Source organism: Pseudonocardia cypriaca, from assembly GCF_006717045.1.
In the GTDB taxonomy this organism is placed as follows: domain Bacteria; phylum Actinomycetota; class Actinomycetes; order Mycobacteriales; family Pseudonocardiaceae; genus Pseudonocardia; species Pseudonocardia cypriaca.
In genome coordinates this window covers 891,029-910,507 of record NZ_VFPH01000002.1, presented here as the reverse complement: position 1 = coordinate 910,507, position 19,479 = coordinate 891,029, and the positions used below count along the sequence as shown (strand labels likewise).

The following is a 19,479-nucleotide window of genomic DNA, read 5'->3' as shown; positions in this document are numbered from 1 at the left end:
TGACTCCGCTCATGCGTCGGCCGGCTCCGCCTTCTCGACCTTCTCGACCTTGAAGCCGGTGAATCCGTAGATCACGCTCAGCAGCGGGCTGGCGATGTTGAAGAAGCAGAACGGCAGGTAGACGAGCGTCGGGACGCCGAGCACCGCGCCCATGAACGCTCCGCAGGAGTTCCAGGGGACCAGCGGCGAGGTCACGGTGCCGCTGTCGGCCGCGAGCCGCGACAGGTTCGTCGGGGCCAGCCCACGGCGGGCGAACTCGGCGCGGAACACCCGTGTGGGCAGCACCAGGGCGATGTACTGGTCACCGGCGATGACGTTGAGCCCGAAGGCACACGTGAACACCGTCAGGAACAGGCGCCCGGTGCCCTTCGCCGCGCGGATCATCGGGTCGATCAGGCGGCTGATCAACCCGAACTCCTCGAGCAGGGTGCCGAACGTGACCGCGCCGATGATGAGCCACAGCGTGAGCAGCATGCTGTCCATGCCGCCGCGCGAGAGCAACTGGTCGATGTCGGCGATGCCCGAGTCCATCGCGAAGCCGGTCGCCATCGACTGCCACACGGCCGTGATTGCGGCGCGTACCGGGTCGAGACCCGGATCGGCGACGAAGTCGCGCACCACCGGGTACTGGGTGAACACCCCCAGTGCCCCGGCGAAGAGCGACGCGGCCATCAGCGCGAGGGAGGCGGGGGCCTTGCGGACCGAGAGCACGACCAGCAGCAGGAGCGGCAGCAGGTTCAGCGGGGTGATCCAGTAGATGTCGCCGAGGGCGCTCAGCTCGCTGCCGGTGTCGCCGACGTCGGTCGCCGCGGGCCCCCAGAACAGGCCGATCAGGAGGAAGAGCACGAACCCGATCCCGAACGCCGGGACCGACGTCCACGCCTGCCGCTTGATGTGCTCGTAGACGTCGACCTTGACCATCTGCGCGGTGAGGACGGTGGTCTCCGAGAGCGGGGAGAGCTTGTCGCCGAGGTAGGCCCCCGAGATCACCGCGCCTGCGGTGATCCCCGGTGAGATGCCGAGCATCACCGCGATCCCGACGAGCCCGACCCCGATCGTGCCCGCGGTGGTCCACGAGCTGCCGATCGACATCGCGATGATCCCGCAGATGAGCGCGCTCGCCGCGTAGTACCAGGTGGGCGAGAGGACCTGGATCCCGTAGTAGACGAGGGTCGGGATCGTGCCGGACAGGTTCCAGGTGCCGATGAGCGCGCCGACGGCGAGCAGGATGAATATCGCGCTGGTCACCGAGGAGACCGCGCGCTGGCCGGCGGCCTGGACGTCCTCGAAGCGGTGCCCGTTCTTGAGCACGACGAGGGCGGCGACCATCGCGCACAGCACCAGCGCCACCTGGATCGGACCGTCGAGCGCGTCGAGGCCGAACAGCGCCAGCGACCCGCCGATCAGCACCACCAGCGCGACCAGCGGGATGACGGCATCGGCGAGCGACGGCTCGCGGACGGCCCGGCGGGTGACGGCGTCGGTCACGGCGAGAACGGTGCGGCATCCCGGAGTTGCTCGACTTCGTCCGGGGCGGGGGAGACGTGCGCGGCGTCCCGGTCGGCGCGAACGCTGCCCGCCGAGCACAGCAGGGCCTTCGCCCATCCCGCGCGCGGATCCGTGTCCACCAGCAGGGTTTTGGCCAGGAGGGTCAGCGGGATCGCGAGTACGGCGCCGACCGGGCCGAGGAGCCAGCCCCAGAACACCAGCCCGATGAAGGTGATGGTGACCGAGAGATCGACCGAGTCGCCGATGAAATGCGGCTGGACGAGGGAGGTGACGATGAAGTTGAGCACGGTGTAGATCCCGACCACGATCAGCATCAGCCGCCAGCCACCGGCGAGCAGCGCGAGGATCGCGGGCGGCAGGACTCCCAGGAAGAACCCGACATAAGGGATGTAGTTCGTGATGAACGACAGCAGCCCCCACAGCACCGCGAGCGGGATGCCCAGCAGGACCAGCGCGATCGTGTCGAGAACCGCCAACCCGAGCCCGAAGATCGTGGTGACGACCAGGAAGCGCCGCGTCCCGGCCGTGAAGCGCCCGAGCGCCTCGGCGATGTGCGGGCGATCCCGGCCGATCGTCGCCATCCGCGCCCCGGCCCCTGACGACTCGATGCAGAGGAACAGCATCAGGGACAGCAGGAACGCGAGGTTCGCGGCCAGGCCCGCCAGCCCGGCCAGCAGCCCGCCGATGAGCGCGATGATCTTTCGCAGGTCCAGCTCGCCCGCGAGCCCCCGCAGCTGTTCCGGACCCACGCCGAGCTCACGCAGCGCCCCGGTGCCTGCGCCGACGAGCGCGTTCGCCGACGAGGTGTATTGGGGGAGGAGCGTCGCCAGCCGGGACGCCGAGACCAGGAGCACGCCTGCCAGCACGAGGACGACCGCGTACACGAGCAGCAGCAGGACGGCCGTCGACAGCCACCCGGGCACCCCGACGCGCCGCAACCATTGATCCACCGGCCTGACGACGATGACGATGACGAGTGCCAGGAACGCGGGACCGATCAGCCAGGCGGTCGCGTGGAGGCCGGCTGCCACGATGGTGGCCGCCGCGGTACCGACGAGGATGACGAACGCCCGTGGCAGCGCCCGCGGCCCGCGCGGCGCGGCCACCACCGGCGGCCCCGGTTCACCGATCGCGGTCGTCGCTGCTCGGCCTCCAGGGCGGACGGACACAGCTCAGGGCCGGCGTGCCGAGCGGCCTGCGAACGCGCCGAAGATCGAGTCGACGCCCGACAGGACGAGGAAGATCCCGATCACGTTGACCAGGAGCAGGACCTCGCGGCCGGGCGCACCGACCGCCCACAGGCCGAGCAGCAGCTCGCTGGCACCGATCACGAGCCCCATCCACCACAGGTCGCGTTTCTCCTGCGCGAGCGTGCTCACCAGGCGGACCAGCCCGTTCACCACGAACGTCCACGCGGTGATGAACGCGAGCACCACCAGGGTGACACCGGGCCACACGAACGCGGCGATGCCCGCGAGGATCGCGATCAGACCGCCCGCGTACGCGAACCAGCGCCACGGGAGGTCGAGGTTGCCGCCGAGCAGCAGCTGCGCGACACCGGCGATGAGCAACCCGAACGCGGCCAGCACCGCGATCGTGGCGATGGCGACGGGCCGCAGGCTCATCACGAGCAGCCCGTAGAAGACGGTGATGATCCCGACGACGAGCAGGACGGGCCGGCTACCGTTCCCGAACCGGCTGCCGTACGACGCGCGCCGCCCGGTCGCGCGCGATGTGGCGCCGTCCGCGTGGGTCGCGTCGTGCGATTCGGATGGCGTGGACGTCGGCGTGGACACGGGCTCTCCTCTGGCGGAGGGACGTCGTGGCCGGAGTGTGCTCGTGCGACGGGACCCGGGGCCTCCCCCGCACCGGATGGGGTCGGGGGGCGCCCTTCGTCGGAAGCGGCACGTCCAGCGGCTTCGCGGGCTCACCCGCACCCCGATGCCGGAACCGGTCTCATCCCCTGGGGACGATGCCGAGCGCACACCGGCCCGACGACCGTGGAACCAGTGCGCCGCCGAACGCACCGCGCGGACGGAGTCGCAGCGTGACACCTCTACGGTACGAGTTCCGGGTGGCCGGGCGACTGTCGGAGCACACCCGCGGGGCGTTCCCGGACATGACGGTGCTCGACGCCCCGCCGGAGACGATCATCCGCGGTGAGGTCATCGACGACTCCCACATGCACGGCGTGCTGGCGCTGATCCAGAACCTGGGCCTGCGCGTCGTGTCCGTGAACCAGGTCGCCGACTCGGAGCGCTGAGGCGGGTCGGCGACCACCAGCACCGCCGACCTAGGCCCCGTCCGGCCCGAGGATGCCGCGCCGGCGCGCCGCGGCCACCGCGTCGCGCCGGGAGCCGACGCCGAGCTTCCCGTAGAGCGCCCGGACGTGGGTCTTCACCGTGCTGTGCGACACGGTGAGGTCGCGGGCGATCTCGTCGAACGACCGTTGCGTGGGCAGCATGCTCAGCACCGCGCGCTCCCGCTCCGTCAGCGGCACCGGCGTGGCGTCGGCGCCGAGCGCGGTGCGCGCCGCGAGTACCCGCAGCGCAGTCGGCTCCCGGTCACCGAAGCTGCCCAGGTGCCTCGTCAGCAGTTCGATGACGTCCGGTGGGCCGGTGGCGAGTGGCCGTATCACGTCCATGCTCTCCGCCAGCGCCAGTGCGTGGTCCAGTTCGCGACGTGCACGCGGGCGGCGTTCTCCACGCAGCGCGAGCTGACACTCCAGCACCCTGCCTTCCACCAGTGTCCAGGGCAGCACCACCGGCGCCGCGCCGCTCAGCAGGTGGACGAGGGCATCGCTCGCCGCACCGGGACGGCCGAGCGCGGCCAGCTGCCAGGCGCGCAGCAGGAGCACCTCGCCGACCGGTCCCAGCTCGTCCTCGGCCCATCGCAGGATGCTGCGGGCCACCTCGTTGCGGCCTTGCGACGTCGCGGCCCGGTGCTCGAGCACCGCGACGATCGCGGGGATCTCGGCCGCGCCCGGTCGACCGGCGGCCACCGTGCGTGCCTCCCGGAGCTCGTTCAGGCCCTCTTCGCCGTGACCGATGTCGGACAGCGCGGCTCCCCGCAGCGCGGTGCGCAGCACGATCAGCTGGTCGGAGAGCTGCGGAGCCGATCCGCCGGCGGCGTCGGTGGGAGCGAGCGCCAGGCACGTGGCCGGTTCGGCGCGCAGCAGCGCCCCGTACGCGCGCATCGTGTCCGACCACGCACCGGCGATGGTGGCCCGCCACGTCGGGTCGGCGAGCTCCGCGTCGGCCGCCGCCGCCAGCGCGGTCATCCGCCGGTAGTCGCCCTCGGCGGCGGCGACCGCAGCGAGCACGGTGAGCCCGAGCGCGGCGAGGTAGACGTGGTGCTGGTGCCGTGCCTGCACGAGCGCGGTCTCGGCGATGTCACGCGCCTCCTGGTGCCGGCCATCGGCCAGCAGGTCGAGGGCGTCGTGCACCATCGCCATCGGCCCGAGTCCCAGGTGCGCCGCAGCACCGGAACCGGTGTCGTCGGCGCTCGCGGGAGGGACGTTCGGATCGCCCGCGACGATCGCCCGCCGGGACCGGACGAGATCGCGCAGCGCGAGCAGGTCGGCCGGTGGGTCGGGCGGCCACCACGATGCAGCATCGGCGAGGTGGCCGTCGGCCGCCGCGGTCTCCCCACGCTCGGTCGTGATCAACGCGGCGATCAGTGCGAACCGGGGTTCGTTGGCGAGCTGGACGTCGTCGAGCAGCTCGAGTGCCTCGCGAACCGCCTCGTGCTCGCCGTCCGCGATGAGCGCGGTCGCCTGCCGGCGCAGCAACTGCGCGACCTCCTCGGAGTCCCCGCCCAGGCGCGCGTGCGCGAGGGCCGGGACCGGCTGCCCGGCGGCCGCGTACCAGGCGGTGGCTCGACGGTGCAGCCGCAGGATCTGGTCGGGACGCCGCCGCTGCAGGTCGGCCCGCAGATGCGACCTGAGCAACGGGTGCACCCGGTACCAGCGGCGATCGGCGCCCGTGGTGAGCACGAGCGAGGTCTCCCGCTCCAGGGAGTCGAGCACGGCCCCGGCATCTTCCCGGCCCGACAGGGCTGCGGCCAGCGGGGCGGGCAGCTGGTCGCAGATGCTGACGGCGTCGAGCAGCTCTCGGGTCTCCACCGCGAGCCGCGAGAGGATCTCGCCGACGAGGTAGTCCGAGACCGCTCGGCCGCTGCCGACGAAACCGGCCAGGAACTTGTCGGGATCCTCGGCCTCGCGCAGCGACAACGCGGCCAGCCGCAGTCCCGCCGGCCAGCCCTCGGTCTCCTCGACGAGCAGGCGTACCTGGTCGGGACGCGCGGGTATGCCCGCGGCGGCGAGCATCGCGCCCGCCTCCGCCAGCGAGAACCGCAGCCGATCGGCGCGGACCTCGGACAGCTCACCGGCCAGCCGCATGCGGGCCAGCGGCAGCGGTGGATCGGTGCGGCCCGACAGCACCAGGTGCAGGCCCGGCGGCCGGTCCCGCACGAGCGACGCCAGCCCGTGCAGCGGGTCGGGTGCGGTGAGCTCGTGGACGTCGTCCAGGACGAGCCGCAGCGGCCCGGGCACCGCCGCGACGGCGTCGGCGACGCGGGCGAGGAACTCCGGATCGCGGCTGGGGAGACCGGGGACGGTGAGCTCGTGCAGCGGGTTGTCCGCGGGTACCGCCGCGCACGAGTCGAGCGCGGCGAGTACCGCGGTCCAGAAGCGGCGGTCGGCGTTGTCGTCCTCGTCGAGGGAGACCCACGCCGTCAGCGCGGGCCGCTGCCCCACCCACTCGGCCAGCAGCAGGGTCTTGCCGTAGCCGGCCGGAGCGCTGACCAGCGTGACCTGCCCGTCGGCCGCCTCGTCCAACGCGGCCAGCAGCCGGGGGCGCGGCACGCAGCTCTGCGGCGGTCGCGGAACCGCCGTCTTCACCACAGGTACTCCCGGACGGAGCACCGGCTCACGCCCTCCAGGCTTCCACGACCAGATGACGCTACCGATCCAGACGACGACGACAAGCCCCGCCAGCCATCCGTACCAACCCCGAACGGCACAGCGTGCTGAATCGGCCTACGCAGTTCTGCGAATACCGCTCCCGGCCCGCCGTCCTTACTCTGCGCATCCTCACCTGGAGGGGGTGCCATGACGGCGGAGACCGTGGCGACGACCTATGACGTGGAAGGCAGGCTGCTCGAGGTCTGCACGTGCAACACCCTCTGCCCCTGTTGGGTGGGTGAGGACCCCGACTACCAGACGTGCGACTCGGTCCTCGGCTGGTACGTCGACCGGGGGGCCGTGCAGGGCGTGGACGTGTCCGACCGGTGCATCTGCGTGTCGACGCACATCCCGGGCAACGTCCTGGCCGGCAACTGGAAGGTCGCCGTGCTGGTGGACGACCGGTGCAGCGAGGAGCAGCAGGCCGCCCTCCTGAACGTCTTCACCGGGCAGCTCGGGGGCGCGGTCGCCGACCTCGCCGCCTTGATCGGCGAGGTGGTGGCGGTCGAGCGGGTACCGATCACGTTCGACGTCGTGGAGGGCAAGGGCTACCTGAGGATCGGTGACGTCGCCGAGGCCCGGCTCGTGCAGTTCATGGGCGCCACCGGAAACCCGACCACGCTGCACGACTCGGCGTTCTCCACGATTCCCGGCGCACCCGCCTACGTCGGCAAGGCCGAGAGCTTCCGTCGCGACGGCAGCCGGCACGGGCTGCCGGACGTGGCGGTCACCGGGCAGAACGCCATCCAGGGCCTGTTCCGGTTCACGGCCTGACCGTGCCGGGCATCGCTTCGGCGGCGGTACGCGCCCGCCGCGACCCGGGGGTCGCCCTCTGGGTCGTGGCGGGCGTCTGCTGGGCCGGCACCGGGTGGCTCGTCGTCGGCGCGGGAGCGGTGGGACATCACGGCACCGTGCTCGAACGCTCTGCGGAGCCGCTGCGGCTGGGGGCGTTCCTCGCCGTCTGGCTGGTCATGATCGGCGCGATGATGCTGCCGACCGTCGTGCCGATGGTGCGGCTGTTCGGCGCTGTGACCGCGCGGGCCCCCGGCCCGACGGCCGCGCGGCTGTCCTTCCTGGCCGGCTACCTCGCCGTGTGGACCGCGTTCGCCGTGCTCGCGCTGCTCGCCGACCAGGCGTTTCAAGCGCTGGTGGCCGCGTGGGCGTGGCTCGCGGCCCGGCCGGACCTCGTGCTCGGCGCCACGCTCGTGCTGGCAGGCGGGTTCCAGTTCAGCCCGCTGAAGAACGCCTGCCTGACGGCGTGCCGCAACCCGGTCGGGTTCCTCTGGCAGTACTACAGCCGAGGCGCGGCTGGCGGCTGGCGGTTGGGGGTGCGGCACGGGCTGTCGTGCCTGGGCTGCTGCTGGGCGCTGATGGTCGTGATGCTCGCGACGGGTGTCGGCAGCCTCGTCTGGATGGTGGGCCTCACGGCCGTGATGGTGGTCGAGAAGACGGCTCGCCGGGGAGCGTTGCTGGTGGTCCCGGTCGGGGTCGTCCTGCTCGTGGCGGGCGCGTCGTTGTTGCTGTCCGCCCTGCTCAGCTCGTGATGTCCTTGTGCTGGAACCGCCAGATCGCGGCCGCGCCGAGCACCAGGGCGTAGATCGAGGCAGACAGCGCGCCCCGGGTCATGCCGCCCCAGTCGACGGGATCGCCGAGTAGGCCGGACCAGGCGTCGTCGAAGTGCGTGGGCAGGTAGTCGCGCAGGCCTTCGAGCGCGGTGATCTGGTCGAGGATCTGCGACACGATCGACGCCATGACCGCCCCGCCGACGGCGCCGAGCGGGGCGTCGGTGGACACCGACAGCAGTAGCGCCAGCGCCGCCACCCAGCTCAGGTGCACCGCGAGGTACAGCGCCCCGGACAGCACCCGGACGGCGCCCGGCCCGTAGTCGAGCGAGACGCCCGTCGGACTCACCATGTCACCCGCGCCGTAGGCGAGGGTGCCGACGGTGAGCGACACGATCGGCAGCAGGAGCAGCGCAGCCAGCGACAGCAGCGCCGCCACCACCGCCTTCTGACGCAGCAACCGGGCCCGGGGCACCGGCGCCGCGAGCAGGTAGCGCAGGCTCGACCAGGACGCCTCGGCCGCCACCGTGTCGCCGAAGAACAGCGCCACCACCACGACCAGCAGGAACGAGGACGACGCGAACATCGCGAACACGGTGAAGTTCAGCCCGCTGCGCGTCGCGAGGTCGACGAGCGTGAGCGAGCCGGTGGGTGGGCCGTCCGGGGCCAGCTGGAACGCCACCCACAGCAGCACCGGCAGCAGCACGACCAGGCCGAACACCACCTGGGTGCGGCGGCGGCGCAGCTGGCGCTCCAGCTCGACGCGCAACGGAAGAGTGCGCTCGGGCCGGTACGGAGTGGTCACCGGTCGGGTCATGGCGTGCGGTCCTCCCCGACCAGCTGCAGGAACGCGTCCTCGAGGCGGCGGCGCGGGCCGGCCGCCGTCACCCCGACCCCCGCGGTGACGAGCGCCCGCACGGCCTCGGCACGTGGCGTGCCGTTCAGCTCGACGTGCACGCCCCCGTCGATCACCTCGACCGAGCGGACGCCCGCGAGGTCGGAGAGCACCGACGCCGCGCGCTCCGGGGCGTCGACGGTGAACGTGGCCGCGCCGCCACCGGCGATGATCTCCTCGACCGTGCCGTCGGCCACCACCTCGCCGCGGTGCATCACGACGACGTGCGAACACGTCTGCTCCACCTCGGCGAGCAGGTGGCTCGACACCACGACCGTCCGGCCGCGCGCGGCGTAGCGGCGCAGGACCTCGCGCATCGCCGAGATCTGGGGCGGATCGAGCCCGTTGGTCGGTTCGTCGAGGACCAGGAGGTCGGGGAGCCCGAGCATCGCCTGCGCGATGGCCAGCCGCTGGCGCATGCCCTGGCTGTACGTGCCCACCCGGCGGTCGAGTGCCGCGCCGAGCTCGGCGATCTCGAGGGCCTCCTCGACGTGCGCGTCCTCGGCGGGGCGGCCGGTGGCGGCCCAGTACAGGCGCAGGTTGTCGCGGCCGGACAGGTGCGGGAGGAACCCGGGGCCCTCGACGAACGCGCCGATCCGCGCCAGCACCGGCGCGCCGGGGCCGACCGGTTGCCCGAACGCGCTGATGCTGCCGGCCGTGGGGCGCACCAGGCCCATGAGCATCCGCAGCACGGTGGTCTTGCCGGCGCCGTTGGGCCCGAGCAGGCCGAGCACGATCCCCTTCTCCACGGTGAACGAGACGTCCTTCACCGCCTGGAAGCCGCCGGAGTAGGTCTTGGCCAGCCCGGTGACGTGGAGCGGAGGACCGTCGTCGGACGCGGCGTGCGCCGTGACCCGCCTGCGGCGCAGCCGGGCGATCAGCCAGCCGAGCGCGGCGACGGCCAGCACGCCGACGAGCCCGAGGAGCGGCCCGGGCGGCACGGTGGAGGCGGTGGCGGCGCTGTCGGCCGGCACCACCGGCACGGTGAGATCGCCGGTCACGCCCACCTGCCAGACCGCGGGCTCGACCGGGCCGGTGAAGGCCTGGTCGGTGGTCCCGACCGAGACGGCGAGCTGGTTGCCGGTCTCGACGGGCGCCACCACGGCCGGAAGCGCCACCGTGACCGTCGCGGGCGTGCCGTCGGCGGGCACCGGTACGCGCATCGGTGCGACGCCGCCGCCGAGGAGGATGCGCCGCCCGTCCGCCGACAGCTCGGTGATGCGCGCGTACAGCACGGCCTCGTCCGGCGCGGGCAGGCCGGGCACCCGGGAGATCGTCACCTGCACCCGCGGGGTGCCCACGGCCACGAGCGGGGCCGCGAGCGGCGCGGTGCGGAAGGTGGCGGACTGGCCGGGCGGGTCGGCGGATGCGGACAGCCGCCCGGCGAGGGAGCCGAGCGCGCCGCCGATCCCGGGCAGCGAGGTGATCGCCGCCGGGTTGCCACCCGCCGGGTGCACGACCTGCTGCGGGTCGCCTTCGAGGGGGAGCGGCGTGGTGACGAGCGGGGCGGCGCCAGGCAGGCCGGGGTAGGCCGGGACGGAGACGACTCGGCTGGTGGGCGTGTTCGCACCGGCCCGGACCCCGCTCTGCACGGCGTAGGAGAAGCCGGTGCCGGGGTCGTCGCCCTCGCCGGCGAGGTGGTGGTCGAACCAGTCGCCGATGCTGTCGCGGACGGCGTCGTCGGGTGCGGCCCCGTCGTGACCGCCCGCGAACCACTCCACCTTCACCCGGCCGCCCGCTGCTGCGATCTGCCGGGCGGTGGCGTCGGCCTGGTCCAGGCCGAACAGCGTGTCCTGCTCGCCCTGCACCAGCAGCGTCGGCGCGGTGATGTTGCCTGCGACGGCGGCGGGTGACGAGCGGCGCAGCAGCTCGGCCGTGGCGGGGGAGATCCGGCCGGTGGTGGCGGCCTCGGTCCACGCGACGCAGATCTCGCTGGTGAACCGGCCGCACGGGTCGGCCCCGGTTCCCCGCGCCTGGTCGGCCTGGTCGCTGCCCGCGGAGAACAGCATCCCGGCCCAGCCGCTCTTGAACACGCCGTCCGGAGCGAAGATGCCTTCCGCGGGGGTGGCGGCCGGGGGTCGTGCCGCCGCCGCTGCGTTGGGGAACAGCGCCTGGCCGAGGTCGTTCCAGGTGATCACCGGCGCGAGGGCGTCGACGCGCAGGTCGGACCCTGCCAGCATCAGCGCGAGCGCGCCGCCGTACGAGGCGCCGGTGACGCCCACCCGGGGGTCACCCGGCCCGTCCTGCTGCACCTCGGGGCTCGTGGCGAGCCGGTCGACGAGTGCCCGCGCGTCGGCCACCTCGGCGTCGGGGGAGTCGAGCGCGATCTGGCCGGTGCTCGTGCCGAACCCGCGCGCCGACCAGGTGAGCACCACGAAGCCGCGCGCCGCGAGCGCGCGGGCATCGGCGTCCACGGATGCCTTGCTCCCGCCGAAGCCGTGGGCCACCAGCACCGCGGGAGCGGGGGTGACGGCCGGCAGGTAGAGCGAGGTGTCCAGCTCGACGTCCTCGGCCGTGGCGACCCGCTCCTCCGTGACCCGGACATCGGCGGGGGCGGCACCCGTCAGCACGATGCCGGCCACCACGGCGAGCACGACGCTGAGCGCGAGGGACGGCAGACGGCCGCGGACGGGGTGCACGGGACGACGTTACGGGGTGCCTCTCGGTGATGCCCTCAGTGCGTTCTCAGCCCGCTGCCGGACCGGGGAGGGTGACCTCGTCGAAGTGCTCCACGCGGGGGTCGCCGTCCAGGAACGGGCCGATGTGGCCGCGCCAGCGCCCGTAGTTCTCCGACTGCCGGAACCCCACGGTGTGGGCCTCCACGCTGTCCCACTCGATCATCAACACGAAGCGGCCGGGTGTCTCGATGCCCTTGGTGAGGCGGGCGCTGCGGAATCCGGGCGTGTCGGAGACGTACCGGATGCCCTCGCGGACCGCGGCCGCGAACTCCTCGCCGGTGCCGGGCAGGATCGTGATGTCGGCGATCTCCAGGACCATGTGGCCATCCTCGCACGCGTGGAACCACGGTGATCGGGGCACAGATCGGGCATGGAGCACTTCACCATCGCCACCGTCGCGGAGAAGAGCGACGACTTCCGCCGAGTTCTCTGGACCGGTGATCACACGCAGCTCGTGATCATGACGATTCCGCCGGGCGGGGAGATCGGCGAGGAGGTGCACGAGGGGATCGACCAGATCCTGACATTCGTCAGCGGCACCGGCGAGGCGCGCGTGAGCGGTAGGACGAAGAGCGTGGCGGCCGGCGACCTGGTCGTCGTGCCGGCCGGCAAGAAGCACAACTTCGTCAACACCGGCCCGAACCCGCTCGTCCTGTACACCGTCTACGGTCCGCCGGAGCACGCCGACGGAGCCGTGCACCGCACGAAGGAAGAAGCCGATGCCGCGGAGGAGTCGGGCGAGGACGAACCGCCGACCTCCTGACACGTCGGGCGCGCCGCGCCAGGTTTCGCCCGACCGGGGGACGGCTGTTCGGGAAGGAACGGTCGTGGCGCAACGGGGCGTGGTCGCCGCCGGGCATCCGGCTTCGGCGGCCGCAGGGGCAGCGGCCCTGCAGGCAGGCGGCAACGCTGTGGATGCGGCGGTGGCCGCCGTTCTCACGTCGTTCGTGGCGGAGCCGCTGCTCACCGGCCTGGGCGCGGGCGGCTACCTGCTCGTCGCCCCGCCCGGGCAGCCCCCGCTGCTCCTCGACTTCTTCGTGGAGACCCCCGGCCGCGGCGCGGATGCGCGCCCCGCGCCGATGACCGAAGTCCTGGTGACGTTCGAGGGCGCCACCCAGGTGTTCGAGGTCGGGGCGTCCTCGTGCGGCACGTTCGGGGTGCCCGCTGGCGTCGTGGCGGCGGTGGAGCGGTTCGGCCACATGCCGCTGGCCGAGCTCACCGCTCCTGCCGCCCGCCTGGCCCGCTCCGGGGTGCGGCTGAACGCGATGCAGGCGTACGTGTTCGAGCTGCTGGTGGACGTCGTCGGCTCGACCCCGGAGGCTGCCGCGCGGTTCACGGTGGACGGGCGCCCGCCGCGGGAGGGCGAGCTACTGCGGGACCCGGAGCTGGCCGACGCGCTCGACCGGCTCGGGGCGGAGGGGGCCGCGCCGTTCTACACCGGTGACATTGGCGCCGCGGTCTCGGACTGGGTGTGCGCCCGCGGTGGCGTGCTGACCCGGGCCGATCTCGAGGCCTACCGCGTCGTGCCACGGGACCCGCTGCGCGTGACCTACCGCGGACGCGAGGTCTTCACCAACCCCCCGCCCAGCGCGGGCGGGAGCCGGCTCGTCCGCGCGCTGGCCCATCTGGAGGCCACCGGCCGCACCCCGGACGTGCTCGGGATCGCCGCGGCCCTCGAGGCCGGGGTCCGCGACGTGCTCGCCCCGGCGGCGTCACTGGACGGGCCGGGTGCCACCACGCACGTCTCGGTGCTCGATGTCGAAGGCTGGGCCTGTTCGGTGACCTGCTCCAACGGGACCGGCTCGGGGGTGACCGTCCCGGGAACGGGCATCCACCTCAACAACATGCTCGGGGAGCACGACCTGTTCGTCCCCCGCGGCGTCGGTGAGCGGCTGTCGTCGGCGATGGCCCCGACGGTGGTCCGCCACGACGGCGTCGCCGAGCTCGTGGTGGGCTCCGCGGGTTCGAGCCGGATCCGCAGCGCCCTCCTGCAGGCCCTGGTGAACGTGTTCGACCGCGGCGAGTCGCCGCAGCACGCGGTGGATGCGCCGCGGCTGCACGTGGAGCGGGGGGTCGCGTACGCCGAACCGGGGATCGACGTCGCAGCGCTGGAGAGCGCCGGCTACCCCGTGACGCCCTTCGCCGCACCGAACCTGTTCTTCGGCGGGTGCCAGGCCGCCCGGCGCGACACCGCCACCGGCGTCCTGGACGGCGCAGCGGACGCACGACGGTGCGGCGCGGTGGTCGTGGTGTGAGCTACTGCCGCCGGGCCCGCGCCCGCCGCTTCCCCTCGTGCATGGCCGCGACCCGCGCGATCGGGATCGCGTGCCCCTCCTCCAGGAGGTCGGCGGGGAGCCGCTGGGCCGCAGGCATGCGCTCGTGCCACGGGTCCGCCCCGTCGAGCAGGTCGACGGCCGTGCGGACGGTGAAGTCGCGGGGCGCCACGTCGTCCAGGTCGTCCCACGCCACCGGGAACGACACCGGCACCCCCGGCCGCACCCGCGGGCTGTACGCGGCCACGACCGTCGCCCCGCCCGATCGGGTGGAGTCGACGAACACCTTCCCGCCCCGGTCCTCCTTGATGTACGCGGTGGTGGCGACGTCGGGGTCGACGCGCTCGGCCCGCGCCGCGAGCGCGCGGGTGGCCGCCGCGGCGTCCTCGAAGCCGACGCCCTCGTCGAGGGGCACGAAGATGTGCAGCCCCTTCGAACCGCTCGTCTTCACGATGCCCTCGAGCCCGCTGTCCTCCAGCGCCTGGCGCACGAGCCGCGCCGCCCGCACCACGTGGGCGAAGTCGTCGCCCTCCGGTGGGTCGAGGTCGAGGATCAGGTGCGTGGGGTGCGACTCGCCCACCCGCATCAGCGTCGGGTGGAACTCCACCGAGCGCTGGTTGGCGAACCACAGCAGCGTGCGCCGGTCGTTCGCGAGCGCGTAGTGCACCTCGCGCCGCGACGCCTCGGCCCACACCGTCGTCGTCTCGATCCAGTCCGGCGTGTACTTGGGCACGTTCTTCTGCATGAACGGCTCCTGGCCCGGCCGGATCCGGATCACCGAAAGCGGCCGCTGCCGCAGCTCGGGCAGGATCCGATCGCGCACCGCGTCGAGGTAGTCGACGAGGTCGCGCTTGGTGGCGTCGGCGCCGTCGAAGAGCGGCTGGTCGAGGTTGGTCAGCTCGACCCCGTCCCGCGTCTCGACGGTCTTGGCACGGCTCACCGGGCACTCCTACCACGGCCGCGGCGGCCGGACCATCTCAGCGGCGATCGAGGTGGTGCAGTTCCACGTCGCGAACCGTCCCGTCGGCGACGTCCACGGTCATCCAGGTGAAGGTCGGCTGACGCCGCCGGTCGGTGGGGGAGCCGGGGTTGAGCAGGCGCAGCCCGGTGTCCGCCGTGGTGTCCCACGGGATGTGGCTGTGCCCGAACACCAGCACGTCGACGTCCGGGTAGGCCCGGGCGCACCGCTTCTCGCGGCCGGTCGCGGCGCCGGTCTCGTGCACCACCGCGAACCGGACCCCGCCGAGCTCGACGCGCGCGACCTCGGGCAGCCGGGCCCGCAGCGCGGCGCCGTCGTTGTTGCCGAAGACCCCGACGAGCCGGCGTGCCCTCGCCTCCAGCGCGTCCAGCAGGTCGACCGACACCCAGTCGCCCGCGTGGATCACCACGTCGGCGGCGTCGACCGCCGACCACACCGGTGCGGGCAGGTCCTTCGCCCGCACCGGCAGGTGGGTGTCGGAGATCAGCAGCAGCTTCAGTGCACGCCCACCAGGTCGACCACGAAGATCAGGGTCTCGCCCGGCTTGATCGCGGCGCCCGCGCCGCGGTTGCCGTAGCCCAGGTGCGGCGGGATCACCAGCCGGCGGCGACCGCCGACCTTCATCCCGGCCACGCCGCGGTCCCAGCCCGCGATGACGCGTCCCGCGCCCAGCGGGAACCGGAACGTCGAGCCGCGGTTCCAGGAGGCGTCGAACTCCTCGCCGGTGGAATGCGCCACACCGACGTAGTGCACCTCGACGGTGCGGCCCGGGGTGGCCTCGGCGCCGTCGCCCGGGGTGAGGTCCTCGACCAGCAGGTCAGCGGGGGCGGGGCCGTCGTGCGGGTCGACGTCGGGTCGTTGCAGTGCCACGTTCTTTTCCTCCTGAGGGTGGACGCGCTCAGCGTGCCAGACGGGGTGGCGCGGAGTAGACAGGGCTCGTGGCCAGGCCTGATGTCCGTCGATCGGACGCCGAAGCCGACGCCCCGGACCCGAACCGGTGGCGGGCGCTGTCGGTCACCCTCGTCGCCGGCTTCATGAGCCTGCTCGACGTCAGCATCGTCTCGGTGGCGCTGCCGTCCCTGCAGCAGAGCCTCGGCGCGGAGCCGGCGGCCGTGCAGTGGGTCGTCTCCGGTTACGCGCTCGCGTTCGGCCTCGCGCTCGTGCCGGCCGGGCGGCTCGGTGACGCGCTCGGGCGGCGGCGGATGTTCCTCGGCGCGCTGGCGGGGTTCGTCCTGTTCAGCGGGCTCGCCGGCGCGGCCCCGAGCATCGGGCTGCTCGTCGCGGCCCGGATCGCGCAGGGCCTCGCGGCAGGCGCGCTCGCTCCGCAGAACTCGGGGTTGATCCAGCAGCTGTTCAGCGGCGCCGAGCGCGGGAGGGCGTTCGGCATGTTCGGCGCGACCGTCGGGATCTCCACGGCCGTCGGGCCGGTGGTCGGCGGGCTCATCCTCGCCGTGGCAAGCGGCCCGGACGGATGGCGCTGGATCTTCCTCGTCAACGTGCCGATCGGGCTGGTCGCGCTCGTGCTCGCCGCCCGGCTCATCCCGCGGACCGCGCCCGGTCGCACCGGGCACATCGACGTCGTCGGTGGCCTGCTGCTCGGGGGCGCCGTGCTGGCCGTGCTGCTGCCGCTGGCCGAGGCCGACGCAGGCGGCCTCGCCCGGCTCTGGTGGCTGTTCCTCGTCGCCATCGCGCTGGTGGCGATGTTCGTCCGGTGGGAGCGGCGGCTGATGCGCCGTCACGGCGCCCCGCTGCTCGACCTGCGGCTGCTGTCCAGCACCCGCGGGTACGCCACCGGTGCCGCGCTCGGCACGGTCTACTTCCTGGGCTTCTCCGGTGTCTGGCTGGTGTTCGCGCTGTTCCTGCAGTCCGGGCTGGGCTACACCCCGCTGCACTCGGGGCTCTCGGTCACCGCGTTCGCGCTGGGGTCCGCCGTGTCGGCCGCGGTCGGTGGCCGGCTCGTCGAGCGCTACGGCCGGAGGTTGACCGTCATCGGGCTGGCCGCCGTGCTCACCGGGCTGGTCGGGACGATCGGTGCGGTGCTCGTCGTGCCGGCGGAGTCGCTGACGGGGGCGCTCGCCGCGCCACTGCTGGTGGCCGGGCTCGGCGGCGGGCTGGTGATCTCCCCGAACATCACGCTGACGCTGCGGGAGGTACCGGTGCGCATGGCCGGTTCGGCAGGTGGCGCGCTGCAGACCGGCCAGCGGGTCGGCGCTGCGATCGGCACCGCCGCGCTGCCCGGCGCGTACTACATGGTGCTCGGCGCCACCGGCCAGGACCACGCGCTGGCCGCGGCGGCGGCGCTCAGCGGCGCGGTGCTCTCGGTGGCGGCCGCGCTCGTCATCGCCGTGCGGGACCTGCGGCACGAGCGCGCGGCGCGCCGCCGCTGCACCGAGGAGGAGACCCACAACTACGACCACGCCGCCCACGGCTGAGGGCAGCGCACCGCGACTCGCGTGCACCCAGACCGCGACTCGCGGGGACCGCAGGTCGCGGTCTCGGTGTGGGCGATTCGGGGTGTCAGTGCGCTGGCGCCGCCGTGGCGGAGGTGGCGAGGGCCTGCTTCAGGAATTGGACCTGCAGCAGGAGCAGGTTCTCCGCCACCACCTCCTGCGGCGTCATGTGCGTGACGCCCGACAGCGGCAGCACGCTGTGCGGCCGCCCCGCCGCGAGCAGGGCCGAGGACAGGCGCAGGGTGTGGGCGGCCACCACGTTGTCGTCGGCGAGCCCGTGCACGAGCAGCAGCGGCCGGGTGAGCGACGGCGCGTCGGCGATCAGCGACGAGCGCTCGTAGGCCTCGGGGTCGGTGTCCGGGCGGCCGAGGTAGCGCTCCGTGTAGTGGGTGTCGTAGAGCGCCCAGTCGGTGACGGGGGCCCCGGCCACCGCCGCGTGGAAGACGTCCGGGCGGCGCAGCACGGCGAGCGCGGCGAGGTAGCCGCCGAAGGACCAGCCGCGGATCCCGACGCGGGTGAGGTCGAGGTCCGGGTACCGCTCGGCCGCGGCGTGCAACGCGTCGACCTGGTCCTGCAGCACCGGCTCGGCGAGATCCCCGTGCACGGCCCGTTCGAACTCCGGCCCGCGCCCCGGCGTGCCGCGCCCGTCGACGACCACGACCGCGAAGCCCTGGTCGGCGAACCACTGGCTCGTGAGGTGCGCGGCGCGGGCGGCGAGCACGCGCTGGGCGTGCGGGCCGCCGTAGGGGTCCATCAGGACCGGCAGCCGGGTGCCGGGCTCGTGATCGGCCGGGAACAGCACCGCCGTGCGCAGGGCACGCTCGCCCGCGGTGAGCAGCGTGACCCGTGGGGTGAGGCCGGGGAGGTCGGCGAACGACGCGATCGTGCGCTCGGCCCCCTCCCGGTTGACCGTGGTGGTCGTGCCGTCCCTGTCGAGGTCCTGCCGGACCACGACGAGGGTGCCCGCCACGAGCCGCCCGCTGTGCACGCCCGCGCCCGCGGCGACGGCGGTGAGGCCGTCGGGACCCCACGTCCAGAGGCCGATCGAGGTCGGGTCCTCGCTCCCGCGGAACAGCACCACGTCGCCGTCGACGTCCGCGACGTCGCGCACCTGCATCGACGCGGGCGTCACCGGTTCCCCGTCGACGACGAGCCGCAGGGCGCCGTCGACGTTCCCGACCGTCACCAGCGCACCGGACGCCGTGTGCGCGGGCACGCCCGGGACGATGTCGACCCAGGCCGGATCGGTCTGCTCGTGCACGGGGGTCGTCGCGCCGGTGGCCGGATCGACGCGGAGCACCCGAAGGGCCCGCTGGTCGCGCGGCTGCACGACGATCAGCAGGCCGTGGCCGTCCCAGACGGCATCGGCGAGGTACTCGTCGCGCTCGGTGTCCCACCGCACGGGCACCGCCGTGCCGTCGAGCGCGATCACCTCGAGCGTGACGCGGGCGTTCGGGGTGCCCGCTGCGGGGTAGGCCACGACGGCCGGCTCGCGGTCCGGGTTGGCCGGGTCGGCGATGTGCCAGCGCCGCACCTCGGCGTCGTCCACCCGCGAGACGAGCAGCGAGTCGCCGTCGGGCGACCACCAGTACCCGCGCATGCGGCCCATCTCCTCGGCCGCCACGAAGTCGGCGAGGCCGTACGTGACGTGCGGGGCGTCCGGTTCGGCGAGGGCCGTGGTGATGCGGGACGCGACGTCGTGGACGTGCAGCGCCCCTGCGCGGACGAAGGCGACCTTGAGCCCGTGCGGGTCGGGGCGCGGGTCGATCACGCCGCCCGGGGTGTCCACCAGGCGCGGGGTGAGGCCGCCCGCGAAGTCCGCCAGGTAGAGGCGGCCGGACAGGGTGAACGCGGCCATGGTGACCGGCCGGTCGGCGGCATAGCCGACCACGCCGCCCGCCTGCTCCCTGCTGCGTTCGCGGCGAGCCTTCTCCTCGGGCGGCAGGTCCTCCTCGTCACCTGACCCCTCGAGCTCCCGCGGGTCGGCCACGAGCCGCTCCTCGCCGGTGGCGAGGTCCAGCGTCCACAGGCAGGTGAGGGGATCGGTGCCGCCGCGGCTGCGCAGGAACACCACCCGCTCCCCGTCGGGGGAGACGGTGATGCCACGCGGGGCACCGAGGGTGAAGCGACGGGTGCGGGCCTGCCTGCGCGGAAAGCTGTCGGTCACGGG

The 19,479-nt window shown here is 73.6% G+C and carries 17 protein-coding genes; 6 read left to right on the top strand and 11 right to left on the bottom strand.

Going from position 1 to position 19,479, the window contains the following annotated elements:
- Positions 1-9 precede the first annotated feature (9 nt).
- From nhaC to FB388_RS21825, 3 genes are all read right to left on the bottom strand, one after another.
- Entirely contained in the window at positions 10-1,488 is a 1,479-nt protein-coding gene (nhaC, locus tag FB388_RS21835; protein WP_170225709.1) for a Na+/H+ antiporter NhaC, read from the bottom strand.
- Complete coding sequence (locus FB388_RS21830; RefSeq protein ID WP_246122273.1) at positions 1,485-2,618, bottom strand: AI-2E family transporter; 1,134 nt, start codon at positions 2,616-2,618, stop codon at positions 1,485-1,487. Before FB388_RS21830 ends, nhaC begins: the two co-directional genes overlap by 4 nt.
- A 63-nt stretch (positions 2,619-2,681) precedes the next feature.
- Positions 2,682-3,305: an HdeD family acid-resistance protein gene (locus FB388_RS21825; protein ID WP_142104073.1), complete on the bottom strand. Its 624-nt coding sequence runs from the start codon at positions 3,303-3,305 to the stop codon at positions 2,682-2,684.
- Positions 3,306-3,556: 251 nt separating this feature from the next.
- Between FB388_RS21825 and FB388_RS21820 the strand changes: the two genes are divergently transcribed.
- Positions 3,557-3,772: a hypothetical protein gene (locus FB388_RS21820; protein WP_142104072.1), complete on the top strand. Its 216-nt coding sequence runs from the start codon at positions 3,557-3,559 to the stop codon at positions 3,770-3,772.
- A 30-nt stretch (positions 3,773-3,802) separates the two neighbouring features.
- Here the strand turns inward: FB388_RS21820 and FB388_RS21815 are convergent, their stop codons facing one another.
- On the bottom strand, positions 3,803-6,373 hold the full coding sequence (locus tag FB388_RS21815) for a helix-turn-helix transcriptional regulator (protein ID WP_142104071.1): 2,571 nt from the start codon (positions 6,371-6,373) through the stop codon (positions 3,803-3,805).
- Positions 6,374-6,619: 246 nt separating this feature from the next.
- Here FB388_RS21815 and FB388_RS21810 point away from each other — a divergent pair, with 246 nt between their 5' ends.
- Positions 6,620-7,246: a DUF1326 domain-containing protein gene (locus FB388_RS21810; RefSeq protein WP_142104070.1), complete on the top strand. Its 627-nt coding sequence runs from the start codon at positions 6,620-6,622 to the stop codon at positions 7,244-7,246.
- Positions 7,247-7,248: 2 nt separating this feature from the next.
- Complete coding sequence (locus tag FB388_RS21805) at positions 7,249-8,016, top strand: DUF2182 domain-containing protein (protein ID WP_142104069.1); 768 nt, start codon at positions 7,249-7,251, stop codon at positions 8,014-8,016.
- Here FB388_RS21805 and FB388_RS21800 read toward each other — a convergent pair.
- Genes FB388_RS21800 through FB388_RS21790 form a run of 3 tightly spaced genes read right to left on the bottom strand, consistent with a single transcriptional unit; the run spans position 8,006 to position 11,926 of the window.
- Positions 8,006-8,851, bottom strand: coding sequence for an ABC transporter permease (locus FB388_RS21800; protein ID WP_142104068.1), 846 nt, complete (start codon positions 8,849-8,851; stop codon positions 8,006-8,008). The genes FB388_RS21805 and FB388_RS21800 overlap by 11 nt on opposite strands.
- A complete protein-coding gene (locus FB388_RS21795; protein WP_170225778.1) occupies positions 8,848-11,568 on the bottom strand; it encodes an alpha/beta fold hydrolase in 2,721 nt (906 codons plus the stop codon). Before FB388_RS21795 ends, FB388_RS21800 begins: the two co-directional genes overlap by 4 nt.
- A gap of 46 nt (positions 11,569-11,614) precedes the next feature.
- Positions 11,615-11,926 carry an antibiotic biosynthesis monooxygenase family protein gene (locus FB388_RS21790; protein ID WP_142104067.1) on the bottom strand — a complete coding sequence of 104 codons (312 nt, stop codon included), beginning with the start codon at positions 11,924-11,926 and terminating at the stop codon, positions 11,615-11,617.
- A gap of 51 nt (positions 11,927-11,977) precedes the next feature.
- On the opposite strand from FB388_RS21790, the gene FB388_RS21785 reads away from it, so the two are divergent.
- Together FB388_RS21785 and FB388_RS21780 are read left to right on the top strand one after the other, a co-directional pair.
- On the top strand, positions 11,978-12,370 hold the full coding sequence (locus FB388_RS21785) for a cupin domain-containing protein (RefSeq protein ID WP_142104066.1): 393 nt from the start codon (positions 11,978-11,980) through the stop codon (positions 12,368-12,370).
- Between the two features lie 64 nt (positions 12,371-12,434).
- A complete protein-coding gene (locus tag FB388_RS21780) occupies positions 12,435-13,862 on the top strand; it encodes a gamma-glutamyltransferase (RefSeq protein ID WP_211362158.1) in 1,428 nt (475 codons plus the stop codon).
- Between the two features lies 1 nt (position 13,863).
- Here FB388_RS21780 and ligD read toward each other — a convergent pair whose 3' ends face one another.
- From ligD to FB388_RS21765, 3 genes are read right to left on the bottom strand one after another with little or no spacing between them, the layout of a single operon-like run.
- The gene (gene ligD / locus FB388_RS21775) at positions 13,864-14,820 is read right to left on the bottom strand and encodes a non-homologous end-joining DNA ligase (protein ID WP_142104064.1); all 957 of its coding nucleotides are present in this window, start codon (positions 14,818-14,820) and stop codon (positions 13,864-13,866) included.
- A 37-nt stretch (positions 14,821-14,857) separates the two neighbouring features.
- Complete coding sequence (locus tag FB388_RS21770) at positions 14,858-15,358, bottom strand: metallophosphoesterase family protein (RefSeq protein WP_142104063.1); 501 nt, start codon at positions 15,356-15,358, stop codon at positions 14,858-14,860.
- Entirely contained in the window at positions 15,355-15,729 is a 375-nt protein-coding gene (locus FB388_RS21765; RefSeq protein ID WP_142104062.1) for an FKBP-type peptidyl-prolyl cis-trans isomerase, read from the bottom strand. The genes FB388_RS21770 and FB388_RS21765 overlap by 4 nt, the downstream gene beginning before the upstream one ends.
- 68 nt (positions 15,730-15,797) lie before the next feature.
- On the opposite strand from FB388_RS21765, the gene FB388_RS21760 reads away from it, so the two are divergent.
- Positions 15,798-17,291, top strand: coding sequence for an MFS transporter (locus FB388_RS21760; protein WP_281290449.1), 1,494 nt, complete (start codon positions 15,798-15,800; stop codon positions 17,289-17,291).
- Positions 17,292-17,376: 85 nt separating this feature from the next.
- Here FB388_RS21760 and FB388_RS21755 read toward each other — a convergent pair whose 3' ends face one another.
- On the bottom strand, positions 17,377-19,476 hold the full coding sequence (locus FB388_RS21755) for a S9 family peptidase (RefSeq protein WP_142104061.1): 2,100 nt from the start codon (positions 19,474-19,476) through the stop codon (positions 17,377-17,379).
- Between the last annotated feature and the right edge of the window lie 3 nt (positions 19,477-19,479).